This is a genomic window from Pseudomonas sp. 3B-A001-10F, assembly GCF_056313565.1.
Genome location: NZ_JBQYFW010000008.1, coordinates 168,507 through 185,127 on the forward strand (window position 1 = coordinate 168,507; position 16,621 = coordinate 185,127).

14 protein-coding genes are annotated in these 16,621 nt (G+C 52.7%); 12 read left to right on the forward strand and 2 right to left on the reverse strand.

The genetic code is table 11. The annotated features are described in order from the left end of the window. Positions 1-276 precede the first annotated feature (276 nt). The 6 genes from dcm to AC0ZWN_RS10855 all read left to right on the forward strand — a co-directional run bounded on the left by dcm (position 277) and on the right by AC0ZWN_RS10855 (position 7,113). Positions 277-1,713 (forward strand): DNA (cytosine-5-)-methyltransferase, encoded by a 1,437-nt coding sequence (dcm, locus tag AC0ZWN_RS10830; protein ID WP_476335020.1) that lies wholly within the window; start codon positions 277-279, stop codon positions 1,711-1,713. 159 nt (positions 1,714-1,872) lie between these two features. Continuing rightward, positions 1,873-2,376 carry a very short patch repair endonuclease gene (locus AC0ZWN_RS10835; protein WP_476335021.1) on the forward strand — a complete coding sequence of 168 codons (504 nt, stop codon included), beginning with the start codon at positions 1,873-1,875 and terminating at the stop codon, positions 2,374-2,376. Further along, on the forward strand, positions 2,322-3,584 hold the full coding sequence (locus AC0ZWN_RS10840) for a type II restriction endonuclease (protein ID WP_476335022.1): 1,263 nt from the start codon (positions 2,322-2,324) through the stop codon (positions 3,582-3,584). The genes AC0ZWN_RS10835 and AC0ZWN_RS10840 overlap by 55 nt, the downstream gene beginning before the upstream one ends. A gap of 73 nt (positions 3,585-3,657) precedes the next feature. Beyond that, positions 3,658-5,547: a hypothetical protein gene (locus AC0ZWN_RS10845; RefSeq protein WP_476335023.1), complete on the forward strand. Its 1,890-nt coding sequence runs from the start codon at positions 3,658-3,660 to the stop codon at positions 5,545-5,547. Beyond that, positions 5,537-6,379 carry a hypothetical protein gene (locus AC0ZWN_RS10850; RefSeq protein WP_476335024.1) on the forward strand — a complete coding sequence of 281 codons (843 nt, stop codon included), beginning with the start codon at positions 5,537-5,539 and terminating at the stop codon, positions 6,377-6,379. Before AC0ZWN_RS10845 ends, AC0ZWN_RS10850 begins: the two co-directional genes overlap by 11 nt. After that, positions 6,379-7,113 (forward strand): DUF6339 family protein, encoded by a 735-nt coding sequence (locus AC0ZWN_RS10855; RefSeq protein ID WP_476335025.1) that lies wholly within the window; start codon positions 6,379-6,381, stop codon positions 7,111-7,113. The genes AC0ZWN_RS10850 and AC0ZWN_RS10855 overlap by 1 nt, the downstream gene beginning before the upstream one ends. 116 nt (positions 7,114-7,229) lie before the next feature. On the opposite strand, the gene AC0ZWN_RS10860 is transcribed toward AC0ZWN_RS10855, so the two are convergent. Together AC0ZWN_RS10860 and AC0ZWN_RS10865 are read right to left on the reverse strand one after the other, a co-directional pair. Then, on the reverse strand, positions 7,230-8,480 hold the full coding sequence (locus AC0ZWN_RS10860) for a ribonucleotide-diphosphate reductase subunit beta (protein WP_093430406.1): 1,251 nt from the start codon (positions 8,478-8,480) through the stop codon (positions 7,230-7,232). A 542-nt stretch (positions 8,481-9,022) separates the two neighbouring features. After that, positions 9,023-9,283 (reverse strand): DUF2790 domain-containing protein, encoded by a 261-nt coding sequence (locus AC0ZWN_RS10865; protein ID WP_093430405.1) that lies wholly within the window; start codon positions 9,281-9,283, stop codon positions 9,023-9,025. A gap of 464 nt (positions 9,284-9,747) precedes the next feature. Here AC0ZWN_RS10865 and acs point away from each other — a divergent pair, with 464 nt between their 5' ends. The 6 genes from acs (at position 9,748) to AC0ZWN_RS10895 (ending at position 16,570) form a co-directional block, all read left to right on the forward strand. Next, the gene (acs, locus tag AC0ZWN_RS10870) at positions 9,748-11,703 is read left to right on the forward strand and encodes an acetate--CoA ligase (RefSeq protein ID WP_007912698.1); all 1,956 of its coding nucleotides are present in this window, start codon (positions 9,748-9,750) and stop codon (positions 11,701-11,703) included. 711 nt (positions 11,704-12,414) lie between these two features. Beyond that, positions 12,415-13,188 carry an ABC transporter substrate-binding protein gene (locus AC0ZWN_RS10875; RefSeq protein WP_038366516.1) on the forward strand — a complete coding sequence of 258 codons (774 nt, stop codon included), beginning with the start codon at positions 12,415-12,417 and terminating at the stop codon, positions 13,186-13,188. A 91-nt stretch (positions 13,189-13,279) separates the two neighbouring features. Then, the gene (locus AC0ZWN_RS10880; RefSeq protein WP_016773583.1) at positions 13,280-13,969 is read left to right on the forward strand and encodes an ABC transporter permease; all 690 of its coding nucleotides are present in this window, start codon (positions 13,280-13,282) and stop codon (positions 13,967-13,969) included. Beyond that, positions 13,966-14,664, forward strand: coding sequence for an ABC transporter permease (locus AC0ZWN_RS10885; protein ID WP_007912703.1), 699 nt, complete (start codon positions 13,966-13,968; stop codon positions 14,662-14,664). The genes AC0ZWN_RS10880 and AC0ZWN_RS10885 overlap by 4 nt, the downstream gene beginning before the upstream one ends. 1 nt (position 14,665) lies before the next feature. Beyond that, positions 14,666-15,778 carry a M14 family metallopeptidase gene (locus AC0ZWN_RS10890; protein ID WP_257355936.1) on the forward strand — a complete coding sequence of 371 codons (1,113 nt, stop codon included), beginning with the start codon at positions 14,666-14,668 and terminating at the stop codon, positions 15,776-15,778. A gap of 27 nt (positions 15,779-15,805) precedes the next feature. Continuing rightward, positions 15,806-16,570 (forward strand): ABC transporter ATP-binding protein, encoded by a 765-nt coding sequence (locus AC0ZWN_RS10895; protein WP_007912705.1) that lies wholly within the window; start codon positions 15,806-15,808, stop codon positions 16,568-16,570. Positions 16,571-16,621: the final 51 nt, after the last annotated feature.

Below are 16,621 nucleotides of genomic sequence, written 5' to 3' on the forward strand. Positions count from 1 at the left end.
CTTAGGCTCGGAGCTGAGGGTAGGGGCATCAGGGATGGTCGTCAACCAGCGACTTTTCCTACTGGTCCTGAGGCGAAAGGAAACCTGGACAAAGATGCGGAGTAAATTATGCTGTGTTTATATCCAGTGTTTGATCGCCATCAAATCCCGCAGCTCCCACATCCGTGTAGCCATGACTCATCTCACGGAATCCAGGAAATTTCATTTACTTTGAAGTTTTGCGGGCTAGAATGGTGACCATTCGTCACAGCTTTGACCCAGAGGAATTTCGGGCTCATGAATCTTTTTGAAACACCGTCTTTTGAATCCTTGAGCGAAACAACCTCGGGTTCGTACGAGCCTGATACTCATCCCGTGACTGACCTGGCGCTGCTGCACAAGCTCTTGGAGATCTACGACCAAGGGCAACTGGCCGAAATTCTCAACGACGTAAGCCCGAGCCACTGGTGCCGCGAAACCATCAATCGCTGGATCAAGGGAAAGGCCTCGCCGAAGCTCTCCCATATTGAGTTCACTCGTCTCAAGGATCTGCTACCCAAGCGCTTGAACCACAAACCTTCATTCACCTTTATCGATCTCTTTGCCGGCATTGGCGGCATCAGGAAAGGGTTTGAAGCCATCGGTGGCGAGTGCTTGTTCACATCCGAATGGAACAAGTACGCGGTCAAGACCTACAAGGCCAACCACTTCTGCGATCCGGTTCGTCACCGCTTCAATCTCGACATCCGCTCGGTCACGCTTTCGGACAAGCCCGAAATCAGCGACGAAGAAGCGTACAAGAACATTGATCGCGAAATTCCTGATCACGACGTCCTGTTGGCAGGTTTCCCATGCCAGCCGTTCTCGCTTGCAGGTGTTTCCAAGAAGAACTCTCTGGGGCGTAAGCACGGTTTCGAATGTGAGACCCAAGGCACTCTGTTCTTCGACGTAGCGCGGATTATTGCCGCGAAACGCCCGGCTGCATTCTTGCTTGAAAACGTAAAAAACTTGAAAAGCCATGACAAGGGCAATACGTTCCGGATCATCTGCGAAGCGTTGGATGAACTGGGCTACGAGGTTGCAGATGTAAATGCGCCAAAGGGATCAGATCCCAAGGTCATCGATGCCAAGCATTTTGTGCCGCAGCATCGTGAGCGAATCGTGCTGGTCGGCTTTCGCCGTGATCTCAATGTTCACCAAGGATTCACTCTGCGCGATATCAGCAAGCACATACCGAAGCAGCGACCTAGCTTCGGTGATCTGCTTGATAAGGATGTGGATGAAAAATACATCCTTACCCCGAAGCTTTGGGATTACCTCTACCGCTACGCTGCCAAGCATCGCGAGAAGGGCAACGGTTTTGGCTTTGGTTTGACCGGGCCAAACGACGTGGCCCGTACCCTGTCGGCGAGATATCACAAAGACGGTTCGGAAATCCTGGTTGACCGTGGGTTTGTGGAAACCTTGGACTTCAATGGCGAGCTAAATCAGCTTCATCGTCCGCGCAGACTGACTCCCCATGAGTGCTCGCGCCTCATGGGATTCGACAAGCCAGGCGAAAGAAAATTTGTGATTCCTGTCTCTGATACCCAAGCGTATCGTCAGTTCGGAAATTCGGTTGCGGTGCCAGTTTTTGAAGCTGTGGCTCGTTTGATGAAGGATCGGATTTTGGCCGCGAAAGAAAAAACTGCCGACACGGAACAGCCTCAACTGGAGTTTGCTCTTCCTGAGTGAGTTTTTGAGTTTTCGCGCCAAGCGCTGAAGCGCGCATGCTCTAGAGGTTGAATTGAATCCCTCTTTTAATGTTCCGATAGCTCATCCGAACCTTGAATATGTGGAGGCCAAGGGTATACAAGACGGTTGAGCTATCGATTGCGTGGGAGGTGAGCCTTGGTGGATATCGTGGATGCCGCAACACGCTCCCGAATGATGTCTGGGATTAAAGGCAAAAATACCAAGCTAGAAGTTTCGATCCGCAAAGCATTGCATGCGCGTGGCTTTCGTTACCGTATTCATGTCAATAATCTCCCTGGTAGGCCAGATCTGGTGTTACCAAAATACAGCGCGGTGGTTTTTGTGCACGGCTGTTTCTGGCATGGACATTCCTGCCGATATTTCAAAATACCCCAGACACGGCCGGACTTTTGGCGCGAGAAAATCCGGAAAAATCATCTGAGAGATAAAACTCAAGAATCTTCCCTGTTGGCGGGAGGATGGAGGGTTTTGGTCGTTTGGGAGTGTGCGGTCAGGTCACGGAGTAAAGAAAAATTTGCGCTAGTGATTGACCTCATAGCGGAGTGGCTGATAAACGGTAATGAAAATTCACAAATAGATGAAAACGAATGTTCAATGATCGTATCAGCGACTATTTTGAAGGCGTCGCAGCCAAATATTTGAAGCCTGTTGATGCCGATCCAGATACCTCCAATCAGCATGAGATTGGAGGGCTAGTTAAGGCCGGCTTTAAGAAATACTTGGGGGCTCCTGATAAAAATCAAGAATTTAGGTATAAGGCTAAGCAAGTGTATTTTACCGATGAGGCTTTAGCGCCAGATATCTGTGAAAGTACGGTTACTTGGTACGACTGTCGTCGTAAAAAGCCGTTGCGCAAGCCTGAATTTCGACTTTACTATAATTCTAACTCCGTAACGGATTTGTTTACCGCTGGTGATTTTTTTCTAGTTGCAAAGATGCGAGACGATACGCTTTTAATGGTGTGTGCTCCGGCGGGAAGCACTATAGAAAGTCAGCTAAAAATTTTATTCGGCTTGCATAACGTAAAAGAGACATTCATTCGTGGGGAAATGGATGCGGTAGAGTTGCTTCTGCCATTGCGCTTGATGTTAGAAAGCTTGGGTGTCGAGGTAACAAAAGTAGAAGTAGGCGATGATGTCTGGTTGCAACGCTTGATAACTTCATTTGGCGGCGAAAGCTTTCCAAAAACGTCAGATTTCTCCCTATATGCTCGGAACTCCTTAGAGTCGCCTGTTGATCCTATAGTTTTTCCAGACCAAGCAATTGTTGAGTGGATGGATCATGAGGAAAAGCTATTTCGTATATATGAGCGGCATCTGGTACGGCAAAAGCTTCGCATAGGATTTGGCGAGGATGGAGAAGATGTTGACGATTTTGTAAGTTACTCCTTGAGTGTTCAAAATCGTCGTAAGTCAAGAGTCGGTCATGCATTTGAAAGACACCTGTCTTATATATTTGAGAGTCATGGAATTAGGTTTGAGCGGGGAGGTGCGAAGGGCTGTTCCACGGAAAATAGTAAGAAGCCAGACTTCTTATTTCCAGGGTTTTCGGAGTATCGAGACCCAGAGTATCCTGAGAACAAACTTTTTATGTTGGGAGCTAAGACGACGTGTAAGGATCGTTGGCGTCAGGTCCTTAGTGAAGCCAAGAGAATAAGTGAAAAACACTTGGTGACTCTCGAGGCAGCCATTAGTGAAGGTCAGACAAGTGAAATGGCCTCAAGTGGATTACGACTGGTCGTTCCCAAGTCTATGCATCATACATATTCGAAGTCACAAGCAGAGTGGTTGATTGCATTGTCAGAGTTTATAGCGCTCATAAAACAGGCAGAGGGCTCAGGAATCGCCTAGTTTCAAGCGACTGATGTTGCAAAAAAATCGTTGTTGTAAGAGTTGTTGAGCCTGATAACAGGGAGTAGACGCAATGAGTGATGAGACATTCGTTCTTGAGTTCGCAGGTAACGATAGTAAAGAAGATGAAGGGCTGGGGCATGCTGGTATTGAGACTTATCGCCAGCAACCGTATGCGAGTGCGGCTAGAGAACTGGGGCAAAATAGTCGAGATGCATATTCTTCACTTCCAGTGAAAATAAAGTTCGATCTGATTGAAATACCTAAAAAGAATATTCCAGCTATAGCAAAGTTGGATAAGGTTGTAGCGTTATGCTTGGACGCTTCTCTGGTGGAGAAAAAGGAGAAGGAGAGAGTTTTTTTCTCTGAAGCAAAAAAAATACTTGCTCTAGATTATGTAAAAGTTCTGCGTGTTTCTGACGAGAATACGACTGGTGCGAAAGGTGCTCAGCGGGGGAGCCCATTTTATTCTTTGCTTAGAGCAGCAGGTGTTAGCGTAAAGCCAGAGGAAAATTCGGGAGGGTCTTATGGCATTGGAAAAAATGCGGCATTCGCGATTTCCGATCTGCGGACAGTGTTTTACTCAACAGTTTTTTCGGATGATGCAACGGGATCCAAGAGGTTCCTTACGCAAGGGAAATCTATCCTTGTTTCCCATGTTGACGAGGGACTTCCTAAACGTCAAATAGGTTATTGGGGAGGTGCAGATTTTGAGCCAGTCAGTGATCCTGTCTTAGCTCCGGAATGGCTCAGAAGAGAAAGTACCGGCACATCGGTATTTGTAGTTGGGTTTCGGGATCCAGCGGAATGGCAAAGTCATTTTACTCGTTCTCTCATTCAAAATTTTTTCCCAGCTATTCACGATGAGGAAATGGAGTTTTCTATCGATGGCGGCAATAGCGAAATAAATAAAGATACTCTTGGGCCGTTATTTGATGCTGAACTGGTGCGAAAAGGATCGAGCAACGAAAAGGATCAAGGGTTTTCTGTCTCTTTTGATTTTTATCGTTGTTATAGCTCAGCTAAAACAAAGTCAAACGTCTTTTCCATACCTGAGTTAGGTCGTGTTCAAGTTAAAGTTCTCGTTGAAGATAAACTGCCAAAAAAAATATGTATTATACGAAATGGTATGGTTATTACGGATAATCTCAGTTCCTTCAATGAGCCGTTTTTGCGCTTTCCGATGTATAAGGACTTCGTTGCGGTAGTCACATTTCTCGATGTGAAGGGGAGCTCTTTTATAAAGAGGCTTGAGGATCCTAAGCATAAAGAGTTGTCTGCTGATGGTTTGCTGAATCAGGATGATCGTGACGTAGCAAAGCGAGTGATGAAAAAATTGGCCGGTAAGATTCGGGCGGCAATTAAGGAGCATACATTTACCGAGTATGAGAATGAGGTGCTTGCTGACGAAATGCGTGATTATTTTCCTGCTGGCTCGGCGCCCGAGTTAGAGCAGCGGAACTCCAATAATGATGACCCTGAAACTATCAAGTATAAGATTGAGCCTCGGAAAAAAAGACCTTCCACTGAGGCATATACTGATGTTGAGGGCGACGGTGAAACAGAAGGCGGCTTTGGTGATGGTCGAGGCGGTAAAGTAAGGGAGGGGCGTCGAATATATCCTGGGGATGTTGAACGTGCTCGCTCGAAGCAGTCTATCCCTCTAATGGATGTCAGAAATATAATTTCCACTGGGGGCGCCTCGAATAGCAGAACCGTTTTTTTCACACCCACCATCTCCGCTCATGCGCTACTCTCAGTTGACGCTGTAGGGATCAATAGGAATGAGCGACTAAATGTTTCGTCGGCTTTTGGGGCTAATGTTAAAGATGGGGCGGTGTTAGTAGAATTCATAGCGGGGAAGCGAATTAAGATCGATCTAGAGTTTTCCGAGACATATAAGGGGCCGATTGAAATTCGCGCAGCGGTGGATATTTTAGAGGTGTCCTCTAATGAAGATTAATGAAAAAACACGATTTCCATATCCTGTACTAAGCTCGGAAAATAACGATTACTTGATAGGTGAATTTGATATTCAAGTTGTCACGGTTGAAGAAAAGCTGACCACAGATCAGGTGACCGTAGATGTGGTAGTGTCGCTTGCGGAGCAGTCGTTACGGGAGCTGATTGTTGATGGTCATGCTGGCGTCGGCTTTTTTGTTACATGCTTGGATACTTACTATAGTCGGCTTGTACCTATTGGACTTGAGGATCGACGGTTTTCGTTTGAACCAGGGGCTCTTGTTGGAAGTGTAAGTTTTTTGCCGATGGTTTGGGCCAAGAAGAATATAGGAGAATTTGATCTGACCAATTGTCATGCCGAGTTTGGTGGTGGGGCAATGTCTTTAGAGATCGGATCCGTTCTTGCAGTTGGGGAGGCGCAACGATTAACAATCGGACGGGAAAAATTAGCAGAAATTGAAAGTATTTTTTCTGTCGTTCAAGCTCCCGATCTAGAAGATGATGAACTACTGGTAAATCCAGACTCTGATAAAATTCAATTGCTTGTAGCATCTAACATTTATCAGGATTTTAATAGGTTTAGGGGGCTGCCACATGGGAAGCCCATAGTTCTGAATAGTGCTTTTGTACCTGCCGTTATGGAGGTCTTAGATCTTCTTCGGCAAGCTTCGTCCGAATATGAGGGGCGGCGCTGGTTCAGAATATTTAAGGCTAAGTGTGATTATCTAGGAGTTGATCTCGAATCTCCCAACTTGTGGCGAGACGCACAGCGGCTGTTGAACTCTCCTTTTGGTAATATCAGAATGAACTCGCAGCTATGGGAGGGGGAGTGATGAGATTAAGTTATTTTTCTGCAAAGGCTATTGAGGCTCTGAAAAGTAGTATTCAAACGAATTTAAAAAATTATACGTCCGAAGGATTTGACGAGTTTGTTGATGAACCGGACTGGACTGTTTCTTTAAGTTTGGATGTTGACCTAGGGCCTCTAGGTGATCTTGATCCATCTGGTACTCCTCAGGCAGAAATAGAAAACTCTAAATTAGTATGGCGCGCTCTTTCAGTTGTTAAGCCGAGCCTTGCATATGAAGAAGGAATCTGGACTAGATTAACCCATGTGGAGTGCCTGGGTTATTCAAGGCAACGCTGGTTGGAAGGGCTTGGAAGTCAAGAAAAAATAAAAAATGCGGTTGAAACACATTTTTTTGCACCAAATTTAGGGGGGCGCCGTGATGATAATGCTCTCGCCAGATTGTGGTTTAACGGTTATATCGCTAATCAAATAGCGCATGATGACTTTAACTCACTTGAAACGATATTAAGGCGAGCGGACAGTCGGCTCAGTTTTCTAGAGCGTTCACTTACTGTTAGTCGCCCTGCTATCGCAGCGGGCGTTATAAGGGCGTCTGAAAAATATGATTGGATCAATTCGACACAGTCTACATTTCGGGACTTTATGAAAGTTTTGAACAAACTAGGAGGGGGCAGAGTCTTTGAGGTTATGACGGAAGCGGAGGTGGATGAATTTATGACTGATTGTGCGTTGCGTGCTGGAATGCCATCTATTTAGTTTGTATTCAGTTCTTGGTAGTTTGGATGGATTAGGTGTAAAAAAGCCCCAATAAATTGGGGCTTCTCTGGCTGGGCTCGAATCAAAACTGATAACAGTCTTTTGAGAGTTGGAACTTAATCCCAGCTTAACGCCCCACCAGTTTGGTATTCGATCACACGAGTCTCAAAGAAATTCTTCTCTTTCTTCAAGTCCATAATCTCGCTCATCCATGGGAACGGGTTAGTCGTCCCTGGGTATTCCTCTTTCAAACCAATCTGGCTCAAACGACGGTTAGCGATGAACTTCAGGTAGTCCTCCATCATCGCCGCGTTCATACCCAACACGCCGCGAGGCATGGTGTCACGTGCGTATTCGATCTCCAGCTGCGTACCCTGCAGAATCATCTGGGTCGCTTCTTCCTTCATCTCAGCATCCCACAAATGCGGGTTTTCGATTTTGATCTGGTTGATCACGTCGATGCCGAAGTTCAGGTGCATGGATTCGTCGCGCAGGATGTATTGGAACTGCTCGGCGACGCCGGTCATTTTGTTGCGGCGGCCCATGGAGAGGATCTGGGTGAAGCCGCAGTAGAAGAAGATGCCTTCCAGAACGCAGTAGTAGGCGATCAGGTTGCGCAGCAACTCTTTGTCGGTTTCGACGGTGCCGGTTTCGAACTTCGGATCGGAGATCGAACGGGTGTATTTCAGGCCCCAGGTGGCTTTTTTCGCGACCGATGGGATCTCGTGGTACATGTTGAAGATCTCGCCTTCATCCATGGCCAGCGATTCGATGCAGTACTGATAAGCGTGGGTGTGGATCGCTTCTTCGAACGCCTGGCGCAGGATGTACTGGCGGCATTCCGGGTTGGTGATCAGGCGGTACACGGCCAGGACCAGGTTGTTGGCAACCAGGGAGTCGGCGGTGGAGAAGAAGCCGAGGTTGCGCATGACGATGCGGCGCTCGTCGTCGGTCAGGCCTTCCGGGTTTTTCCAGAGGGCGATGTCGGCGGTCATGTTGACTTCTTGCGGCATCCAGTGGTTTGCGCAACCGTCCAGATATTTCTGCCAGGCCCAGTCGTACTTGAAAGGTACGAGTTGGTTGAGGTCGGCGCGGCAGTTGATCATGCGCTTTTCGTCAACGGCGACACGGGCGGAGGCGCCTTCGAGTTCGGCGAGGCCTTCGGCAACGTCGAGGGAGTTCAGTGCAGCCTTGGCGCGGGCGACAGCGGCCGAGTCGTCGGCGGTCACGGCGCGGGCTTCCAGCGCGGCGGCGCCGCCGGCGTTGTCCAGGCGGTCCATGTTGGCTTCGCTAGCGTGGCCGGCGTTGGCGCCTTTCACTGCTGCTACTTCACTGTCTTCTTTGTCGAATTCGTCCCAGCTCAGCATGACGTGTCGTCTCCTGCGTGAGGGCCTGTGCCCGTGTGAAACCTGATTGGTTGGTTTTTCACACGGTCGTACAGACCGCGTTGGATGTCGTTTTTTGCAGCGATGCACGCAGGCAAATAAACAGAAATTTTGACGGGTTCCGAGAGCCTCTGATGGGCGCAATCAGCGTTGAACGCTGCTGCGGGGCTTCAGAATGGCTTTTGCTCCCTGTAAGGGAATATTGCTGACCCGTATGGGGCGGCATTATAGGGAAAAAAACACGGCTGTGCTGAGGCGAATCCGCGCATGGAGCGGTCGAGGAGGGCGGATATTCGATGAGAGTGAGGGTTTACAGGGCTTTGCCGGGGATAGATTTTTTTTCGTAAAAATCTCGCCATTGTGAATTTGCTCAAAAAACGAACAAAAAAACCGGTTTTTCACTACATCTAGTGTTTTGCAAGCATTTTTGACGACTTCAAACACAACTGAGCCCGACCGAAGTCGGGCTGGAATCGACCCTCAATGAAGCGCTGAGAGATCCAATTCGGTGCAGTCTCGAATCATCAATTGGTGCAGCCGTTGCCCATGATGCTGTAGCGCAGGATGTGACGCTGACCTTTGGAGTCGTCGTATTCCATTTTGGCTGGAACCACTTCGCAGACATTCGGAACTTCGCTCATGGAAACAACTTTGGCGATGTCCAGGTGAGTCGAGTAAGTGTATTCCTCAACAACCGGTTGTTGCTGTGCGACATCAGTCGGGACCTCATCTGCCATGGCGGTTGCGCACAGACTGCTGAGGGCCAGAACCAATAAAGCTTTCATTTCAGATTTACCTTTTTGAGGTCGAGTGGGGTCACGCAACCTTTTTAGGGTTGCGTGTGGAACTTCATCGTTTGCAGTTATTACTTGAGAGCTGGATTAACGGCCTTCGTGGGGGCTGTAACGTTGTTAATCGCGTTTGCCTTGTCGGCGAGGTGAATTTTAGGGAGATGGGGCGGGGGTAAACAGACCGGGTTTTGATAAACACCTTTGGCAGATTTGGTAACAATCCCTTGAGATGGGGATTGAAAATCGGGTGTTTTGTCTGTGGGACCGAGTTGTCTGAATCGCTTGCAGGCAAGCTCCCACAGGGTTGTGGGGTGTCTGAATAAATGGCGTGGGGCCTGCGTTTGGGGTATCTGGATGTTTTGTAGGGGCTTGTTACTACCATCGTCGAATGGTTCTATGGCGCCCGCCCCGTTACAACAGGGTCATACAAAAACAACTATTACACCGAGGTAGGAAAGATGAGTGCGGCTTCTCTGTATCCCGTTCGTCCCGAGGTTCTGGCTAACACGCTGACTGACGAGGCGACCTACAAAGCCATGTACCAGCAGTCGGTCGTCAACCCTGACGGCTTCTGGCGTGAGCAAGCCAAGCGTCTCGACTGGATCAAGCCTTTCACCACGGTGAAACAGACGTCGTTCGACGATCACCATGTCGACATCAAGTGGTTTGCCGACGGCACCCTGAACGTTTCCTACAACTGCCTCGACCGTCATCTGGCCGAGCGCGGCGATCAAGTCGCGATCATCTGGGAAGGCGACGATCCTTCTGAGAGCCGCAACATCACCTACCGCGAACTGCACGAGCAAGTGTGCAAACTGGCCAACGCCCTGCGTGGTCAGGACGTGCACCGCGGCGACGTGGTAACCATTTATATGCCGATGATTCCCGAAGCCGTGGTCGCCATGCTGGCCTGCACCCGGATCGGCGCGATTCACTCGGTGGTGTTCGGTGGATTCTCGCCGGAAGCCCTGGCCGGTCGCATCATCGACTGCAAATCGAAAGTGGTGATCACCGCTGACGAAGGTATCCGTGCCGGCAAGAAGATTTCCCTCAAGGCCAACGTCGACGATGCGCTGACCAATCCGGAGACCAGCAGCATCCAGAAAGTCATCGTCTGCAAGCGCACCGGCGGCGACATCAAGTGGAACCAGCATCGCGACATCTGGTACGAAGACCTGATGAAAGTGGCGGGCACCGTCTGCGCGCCGAAAGAGATGGGCGCGGAAGAAGCGCTGTTCATCCTTTATACCTCCGGTTCGACCGGCAAACCGAAGGGCGTGCAACACACCACCGGCGGGTATCTGTTGTATGCGGCGATGACCCACGAGCGCGTGTTCGACTACCGTCCGGGCGAAGTCTACTGGTGCACCGCCGACGTCGGCTGGGTCACCGGCCACAGCTACATCGTCTACGGCCCGCTGGCCAATGGCGCGACCACACTGCTGTTCGAAGGCGTGCCGAACTACCCGGACATCACCCGGGTGGCGAAGATCGTCGACAAGCACAAGGTCAATATCCTCTACACCGCACCGACCGCGATTCGCGCGATGATGGCTTCGGGTCAGGCCGCCGTTGAAGGTGCGGATGGCAGCAGCCTGCGCCTGCTCGGTTCGGTCGGCGAGCCGATCAACCCGGAAGCCTGGGATTGGTACTACAAGAATGTCGGCAAGTCGCGTTGCCCGATCGTCGATACCTGGTGGCAGACCGAAACCGGCGGCAACATGATGAGCCCGTTGCCGGGTGCGCACGCGCTGAAGCCGGGTTCGGCGGCACGTCCATTCTTTGGTGTGGTGCCGGCGCTGGTCGACAACCTCGGTAACATCATCGAGGGCGAGGCCGAAGGCAATCTGGTGATTCTCGATTCGTGGCCAGGTCAGGCGCGCACGCTGTATGGCGATCACGATCGTTTTGTTGATACCTACTTCAAGACCTTCCGTGGCATGTACTTCACCGGTGACGGCGCGCGCCGTGATGCCGATGGTTACTACTGGATCACCGGGCGCGTGGATGACGTGCTCAACGTGTCTGGCCACCGTATGGGCACGGCGGAGATCGAGAGCGCGATGGTTGCGCATCCGAAAGTTGCCGAGGCGGCTGTTGTGGGTGTGCCGCATGACATCAAGGGGCAAGGCATTTATGTCTATGTCACGTTGAAGAATGGCGAGGAGCCGACCGAGCAGTTGCGTCTGGAGTTGAAGAACTGGGTGCGCAAGGAGATCGGGCCGATTGCTTCGCCGGACGTGATCCAGTGGGCACCGGGGTTGCCGAAGACGCGTTCGGGCAAGATCATGCGCCGCATTCTGCGCAAGATTGCCACGGCGGAGTACGACGGGTTGGGGGATATCTCCACGTTGGCGGATCCGGGTGTGGTGCAGCATTTGATTGATACGCACAAGACGATGAATGTTGCTTAAGTAGTAGGTCTGAAAAGAAGAAAGCCCCGTCCGGTGTTTGCCGGGCGGGGCTTTTTTGTGTCTGGAGGTTTTGTGGTGGCTGAACCGGCTTCATTGATCGTTCCCACGCTCTGCGTGGGAATGCAGCAAGGGACGCTCTGCGTCCCAGAAGCCGACGCAGAGCGTCAAGGGAGGCATTCCCACGCAGAGCGTGGGAACGATCAGCGACTCAACCAATAATTATCGATCTACCCCGTAAGACATTTCCCACTGTTACCCAACACCTTCCTCGTAACCGAATGTGTAACCGCCCGCCCCGCGACGGGGCAAAGGGAAACGCATCGCCCCGTTTTAGAGCCTCGAAACCCCCGGTGAAAAATAAGACACAACGCTGCGCTTGCCGGATTAGAAGGGTTTGCGAATAATAGGCCCGCAATTTGCAGCATAGATCGGTTCACTGTCTTTCGCTCTTGCATGAAATTGCAAGGCTGTCAATGTGCTCAAGTCGCTTTCTCTGTGCATCTGTAATTAGTTGTCGCATTGAAGAAATATCGGCTTCGGGCCTGTCGTTAGAATGCCGATCACTCGCTCATCGTGGCTGACGTTGAAATCTCCGACGGTTTCAATGGGAAATTTCCCACCGATGCAGCAACCGATTTCCCGATTCACCCATTCGCATATTGGGCTGTCGCTCACTCTGCCGTTTTTGCCCTTTACCGATGGAGTCCCAAGATGAAGAAACTTGTGCTGCTTGGCGCCCTGGCACTGTCCGTGCTGTCGATGAACGCCTTCGCTGACGAAAAACCTCTGAAGATCGGTATCGAAGCGGCTTACCCTCCGTTCGCTTCGAAAGCACCGGACGGCAGCATCGTCGGTTTCGACTACGACATCGGCAACGCTCTGTGCGAGCAGATGCAGGTCAAGTGTGTGTGGGTCGAGCAAGAGTTCGACGGTCTGATCCCGGCACTGAAAGTGCGCAAGATCGACGCGATCCTGTCGTCGATGTCGATCACTGAAGACCGCAAAAAGTCGGTCGACTTCACCAACAAGTACTACAACACCCCGGCACGTCTGGTGATGAAGGCCGGTACTCAGGTCAGCGAAGGTCTGGCTGAGCTGAAGGGCAAGAACATCGGCGTACAGCGTGGTTCGATCCACGAGCGTTTCGCCCGCGAAGTCCTGGCCCCGCTGGGTGCCGAGATCAAGCCGTACGGTTCGCAGAACGAAATCTACCTCGACGTGGCCGCCGGTCGCCTCGACGGCACCGTGGCTGACGCCACCCTGCTGCAAGACGGCTTCCTCAACACCGACGCCGGCAAAGGCTTTGCGTTCGCAGGCCCGGCGTTCACCGACGTCAAATACTTCGGCGACGGCGTAGGCATCGCAGTCCGTAAGGGCGACGCCCTGAAAGACAAGATCAACGCGGCCATCGCGGCCATTCGCGAAAACGGCAAATACAAGGCAATCCAGGACAAGTACTTCGCCTTCGATATCTACGGCAAGTAACACGTCTCTGCGACAAGTCCGAAATGGCGCAAGCAACAGGATCTCTGCGGTTTGCGCCATTTTTTCATCCCAACTTTCGAGGACCTGAATCATGTTGAAAGGCTACGGGGCTGTCATCCTCGATGGCGCATGGCTGACGCTTCAGCTCGCCTTGTCGTCCATGGCTCTGGCCATCGTTCTCGGGCTGATCGGTGTCGCGTTACGCCTGTCGCCGGTGCGCTGGCTGGCGTGGCTGGGCGATCTGTATTCCACGGTCATCCGCGGGATTCCTGATCTGGTGCTGATCCTGCTGATCTTTTACGGCGGTCAGGACTTGCTCAACCGCGTCGCACCGATGCTCGGCTATGACGATTACATCGACCTGAACCCGCTGGCCGCCGGTATCGGCACCCTCGGTTTCATCTTCGGTGCGTACCTGTCGGAAACCTTCCGCGGCGCGTTCATGGCCATTCCGAAAGGTCAGGCTGAAGCGGGCATGGCGTACGGCATGAGCAGTTTTCAGGTGTTCTTCCGGGTGATGGTGCCGCAGATGATTCGTCTGGCGATCCCGGGCTTCACCAACAACTGGCTGGTACTCACCAAGGCGACCGCGCTGATTTCCGTGGTCGGTCTGCAAGACATGATGTTCAAGGCCAAGCAGGCGGCAGATGCCACTCGCGAGCCTTTCACCTTCTTCCTCGCAGTGGCGGCGATGTACCTGGTGATCACCAGCGTCTCGTTGCTGGCATTGCGTCACCTTGAGAAGCGCTACTCGGTAGGCGTAAGGGCGGCTGATCTATGATCTTCGACTACAACGTCATTTGGGAGGCCATGCCGCTGTACCTCGGCGGCCTGCTGACCACCCTCAAATTGCTCGCGCTGTCGCTGTTTTTCGGTCTGCTCGCGGCTCTGCCGCTGGGGCTGATGCGCGTCTCGAAGAACCCGGTCGTCAACGGCGCCGCGTGGCTTTACACCTACGTGATCCGTGGCACGCCGATGCTGGTGCAACTGTTCCTGATCTACTACGGTCTGGCGCAGTTCGAAGCAGTACGCGAAAGCTTCTTGTGGCCGTGGCTGTCCAGCGCAACGTTCTGTGCGTGCCTGGCCTTCGCCGTCAACACCAGCGCCTACACCGCCGAGATCATCGCCGGCAGCCTCAAGGCCACGCCGAACGGTGAGATCGAAGCGGCCAAGGCCATGGGCATGTCGCGCTTCAAACTGTACAAGCGCATTCTGCTGCCGTCGGCCTTGCGCCGGGCACTGCCGCAGTACAGCAACGAAGTGATCATGATGCTGCAGACCACCAGTCTGGCCTCCATCGTCACCCTGATCGACATCACTGGCGCGGCGCGCACGGTCAACGCGCAGTTCTATCTGCCGTTCGAGGCGTACATCACCGCTGGCGTGTTCTACCTGTGCCTGACGTTCATTCTGGTCAAACTGTTCAAACTGGCCGAGCGTCGCTGGCTGAGCTACCTGGCCCCGCGGAAGCACTGATATGGAACGCATCGACCACGTATTGCCGTGGAGCCACCTGGGCAGCGAGCGCAAGATTTCGGTGTTCCGTTTCGGACGCGGCGAGCGCAAGGCCTACATTCAGGCCAGCCTGCACGCTGATGAATTGCCGGGCATGCGCACCGCCTGGGAGCTGAAAAAGCGCCTCGGCGAACTCGAAGCCAAAGGCTTGCTCAACGGTGTCATCGAACTGGTGCCGGTCGCCAACCCCTTGGGTCTCGGGCAATTGCTGCAAGGCAATCACCAGGGCCGTTTCGAGGCCGGCAGCGGCAAGAACTTCAATCGTGATTTCGTCGAGCTGAGCGCGCCGGTTGCGGCCGCTTTGGCTGACAGCCTCGGTGATGATCCGCACGCCAATGTGCGCCTGATTCGTCAGGCGATGGCCGACCACTTGGCCGCATTGCCGGAAGCGAGCAGCCAGTTGCAAGGCATGCAGCGCGTGTTGCTCAGCCATGCTTGCACCGCTGATGTGGTGCTGGACTTGCACTGCGATGCCGAAGCCGCGCTGCACATGTACGCGTTGCCGCAGCATTGGCCGCAGTGGCGCTCACTGGCCGCACATCTGAATGTGAAGGTCGGATTGCTCGCGGAAGATTCCGGCGGCAGCTCGTTCGATGAAGCTTGTTCGCTGCCATGGCTGCGTCTGTCGCGGCAGTTCCCTGATGCGCAGATTCCGCTGGCGTGTCTGGCGACCACGATTGAGCTGGGCGGTCAGGCCGACACCGGTCGCGCCGAAGCCTGCGCCTATGCTGAAGGCATTCTCGCGTTCCTCGCCGAGCAAGGCTTGATCACCGGCGAGTGGCCGAACCCGGCGCACGAGGCCTGTGAAGGCATGCCGTTCGAAGGCACCGAGTTGCTGTTCGCGCCGCATCCGGGCGTCGTAAGTTTTCTGCGCAAGCCCGGCGAGTGGGTCGAGGCCGGCGACGAGATTTTTGAAGTGATTGATCCTCTGTCCGATCGGGTCAGCACGGTGTGTGCTGGTACCTCCGGGGTGCTGTTTGCCATTGAACGGCTGCGTTATGCCCAACCCGGTTTCTGGCTGGCCAAGGTGGCGGGGCGCGAAGCGCTGCGTCACGGGCGCTTGCTCAACGACTGACTGACTGTTTTTGTGAGAACCGACCGCATGTACAAACTTGAAGTCCAAGACCTGCATAAACGCTATGGCAGTCACGAAGTGCTCAAGGGCGTGTCCCTGAAAGCGGCAGCCGGCGATGTGATCAGCATCATCGGCTCCAGTGGCTCCGGCAAAAGTACTTTCCTGCGCTGCATCAACCTGCTTGAGCAGCCGCACGCGGGCAAGATTCTGCTCAACAACGAAGAGCTGAAACTGGTGGCGAACAAGGACGGCGCGCTGAAAGCCGCTGATCCGAAACAGCTGCAACGCATGCGCTCGCGCCTGTCGATGGTGTTCCAGCATTTCAACCTGTGGTCGCACATGACTGCTATTGAAAACATCATGGAAGCGCCGGTTCACGTACTGGGCGTACCCAAGTACGAAGCCCGCGAAAAAGCCGAGTACTACCTGAACAAGGTCGGCGTGGCCCATCGTAAAGACGCGTTCCCGGGGCACATGTCCGGTGGCGAGCAGCAGCGTGTGGCGATCGCCCGTGCGCTGGCGATGGAGCCTGAGGTGATGCTGTTCGACGAACCGACTTCAGCCCTCGACCCGGAGCTGGTGGGCGACGTGCTGAAAGTCATGCAAGCACTGGCTCAGGAAGGTCGCACCATGGTCGTGGTTACGCACGAAATGGGCTTTGCCCGTGAAGTGTCGAACCAGTTGGTGTTCCTGCACAAAGGTGTTGTTGAAGAAAGCGGCAACCCTCGTGAAGTGCTGGTGAATCCGCAGTCTGAACGTTTGCAGCAATTCCTCTCGGGTAGTTTGAAATAAATCAGGGCTGCCGTTGTGCACCGTGATAGTGCATGCTTCGCAGCCAGAAGG

Coding starts and splice junctions, on each gene's coding strand:
- dcm (WP_476335020.1), top strand. CDS start 277: ATGAATCTTTTTGAAACACCGTCTTTTGAATCCTTGAGCGAAACAACC.
- AC0ZWN_RS10840 (WP_476335022.1), top strand. CDS start 2,322: ATGTTCAATGATCGTATCAGCGACTATTTTGAAGGCGTCGCAGCCAAA.
- AC0ZWN_RS10845 (WP_476335023.1), top strand. CDS start 3,658: ATGAGTGATGAGACATTCGTTCTTGAGTTCGCAGGTAACGATAGTAAA.
- AC0ZWN_RS10850 (WP_476335024.1), top strand. CDS start 5,537: ATGAAGATTAATGAAAAAACACGATTTCCATATCCTGTACTAAGCTCG.
- AC0ZWN_RS10855 (WP_476335025.1), top strand. CDS start 6,379: ATGAGATTAAGTTATTTTTCTGCAAAGGCTATTGAGGCTCTGAAAAGT.
- AC0ZWN_RS10860 (WP_093430406.1), bottom strand. CDS start 8,480: ATGCTGAGCTGGGACGAATTCGACAAAGAAGACAGTGAAGTAGCAGCA.
- AC0ZWN_RS10865 (WP_093430405.1), bottom strand. CDS start 9,283: ATGAAAGCTTTATTGGTTCTGGCCCTCAGCAGTCTGTGCGCAACCGCC.
- acs (WP_007912698.1), top strand. CDS start 9,748: ATGAGTGCGGCTTCTCTGTATCCCGTTCGTCCCGAGGTTCTGGCTAAC.
- AC0ZWN_RS10875 (WP_038366516.1), top strand. CDS start 12,415: ATGAAGAAACTTGTGCTGCTTGGCGCCCTGGCACTGTCCGTGCTGTCG.
- AC0ZWN_RS10880 (WP_016773583.1), top strand. CDS start 13,280: ATGTTGAAAGGCTACGGGGCTGTCATCCTCGATGGCGCATGGCTGACG.
- AC0ZWN_RS10885 (WP_007912703.1), top strand. CDS start 13,966: ATGATCTTCGACTACAACGTCATTTGGGAGGCCATGCCGCTGTACCTC.
- AC0ZWN_RS10890 (WP_257355936.1), top strand. CDS start 14,666: ATGGAACGCATCGACCACGTATTGCCGTGGAGCCACCTGGGCAGCGAG.
- AC0ZWN_RS10895 (WP_007912705.1), top strand. CDS start 15,806: ATGTACAAACTTGAAGTCCAAGACCTGCATAAACGCTATGGCAGTCAC.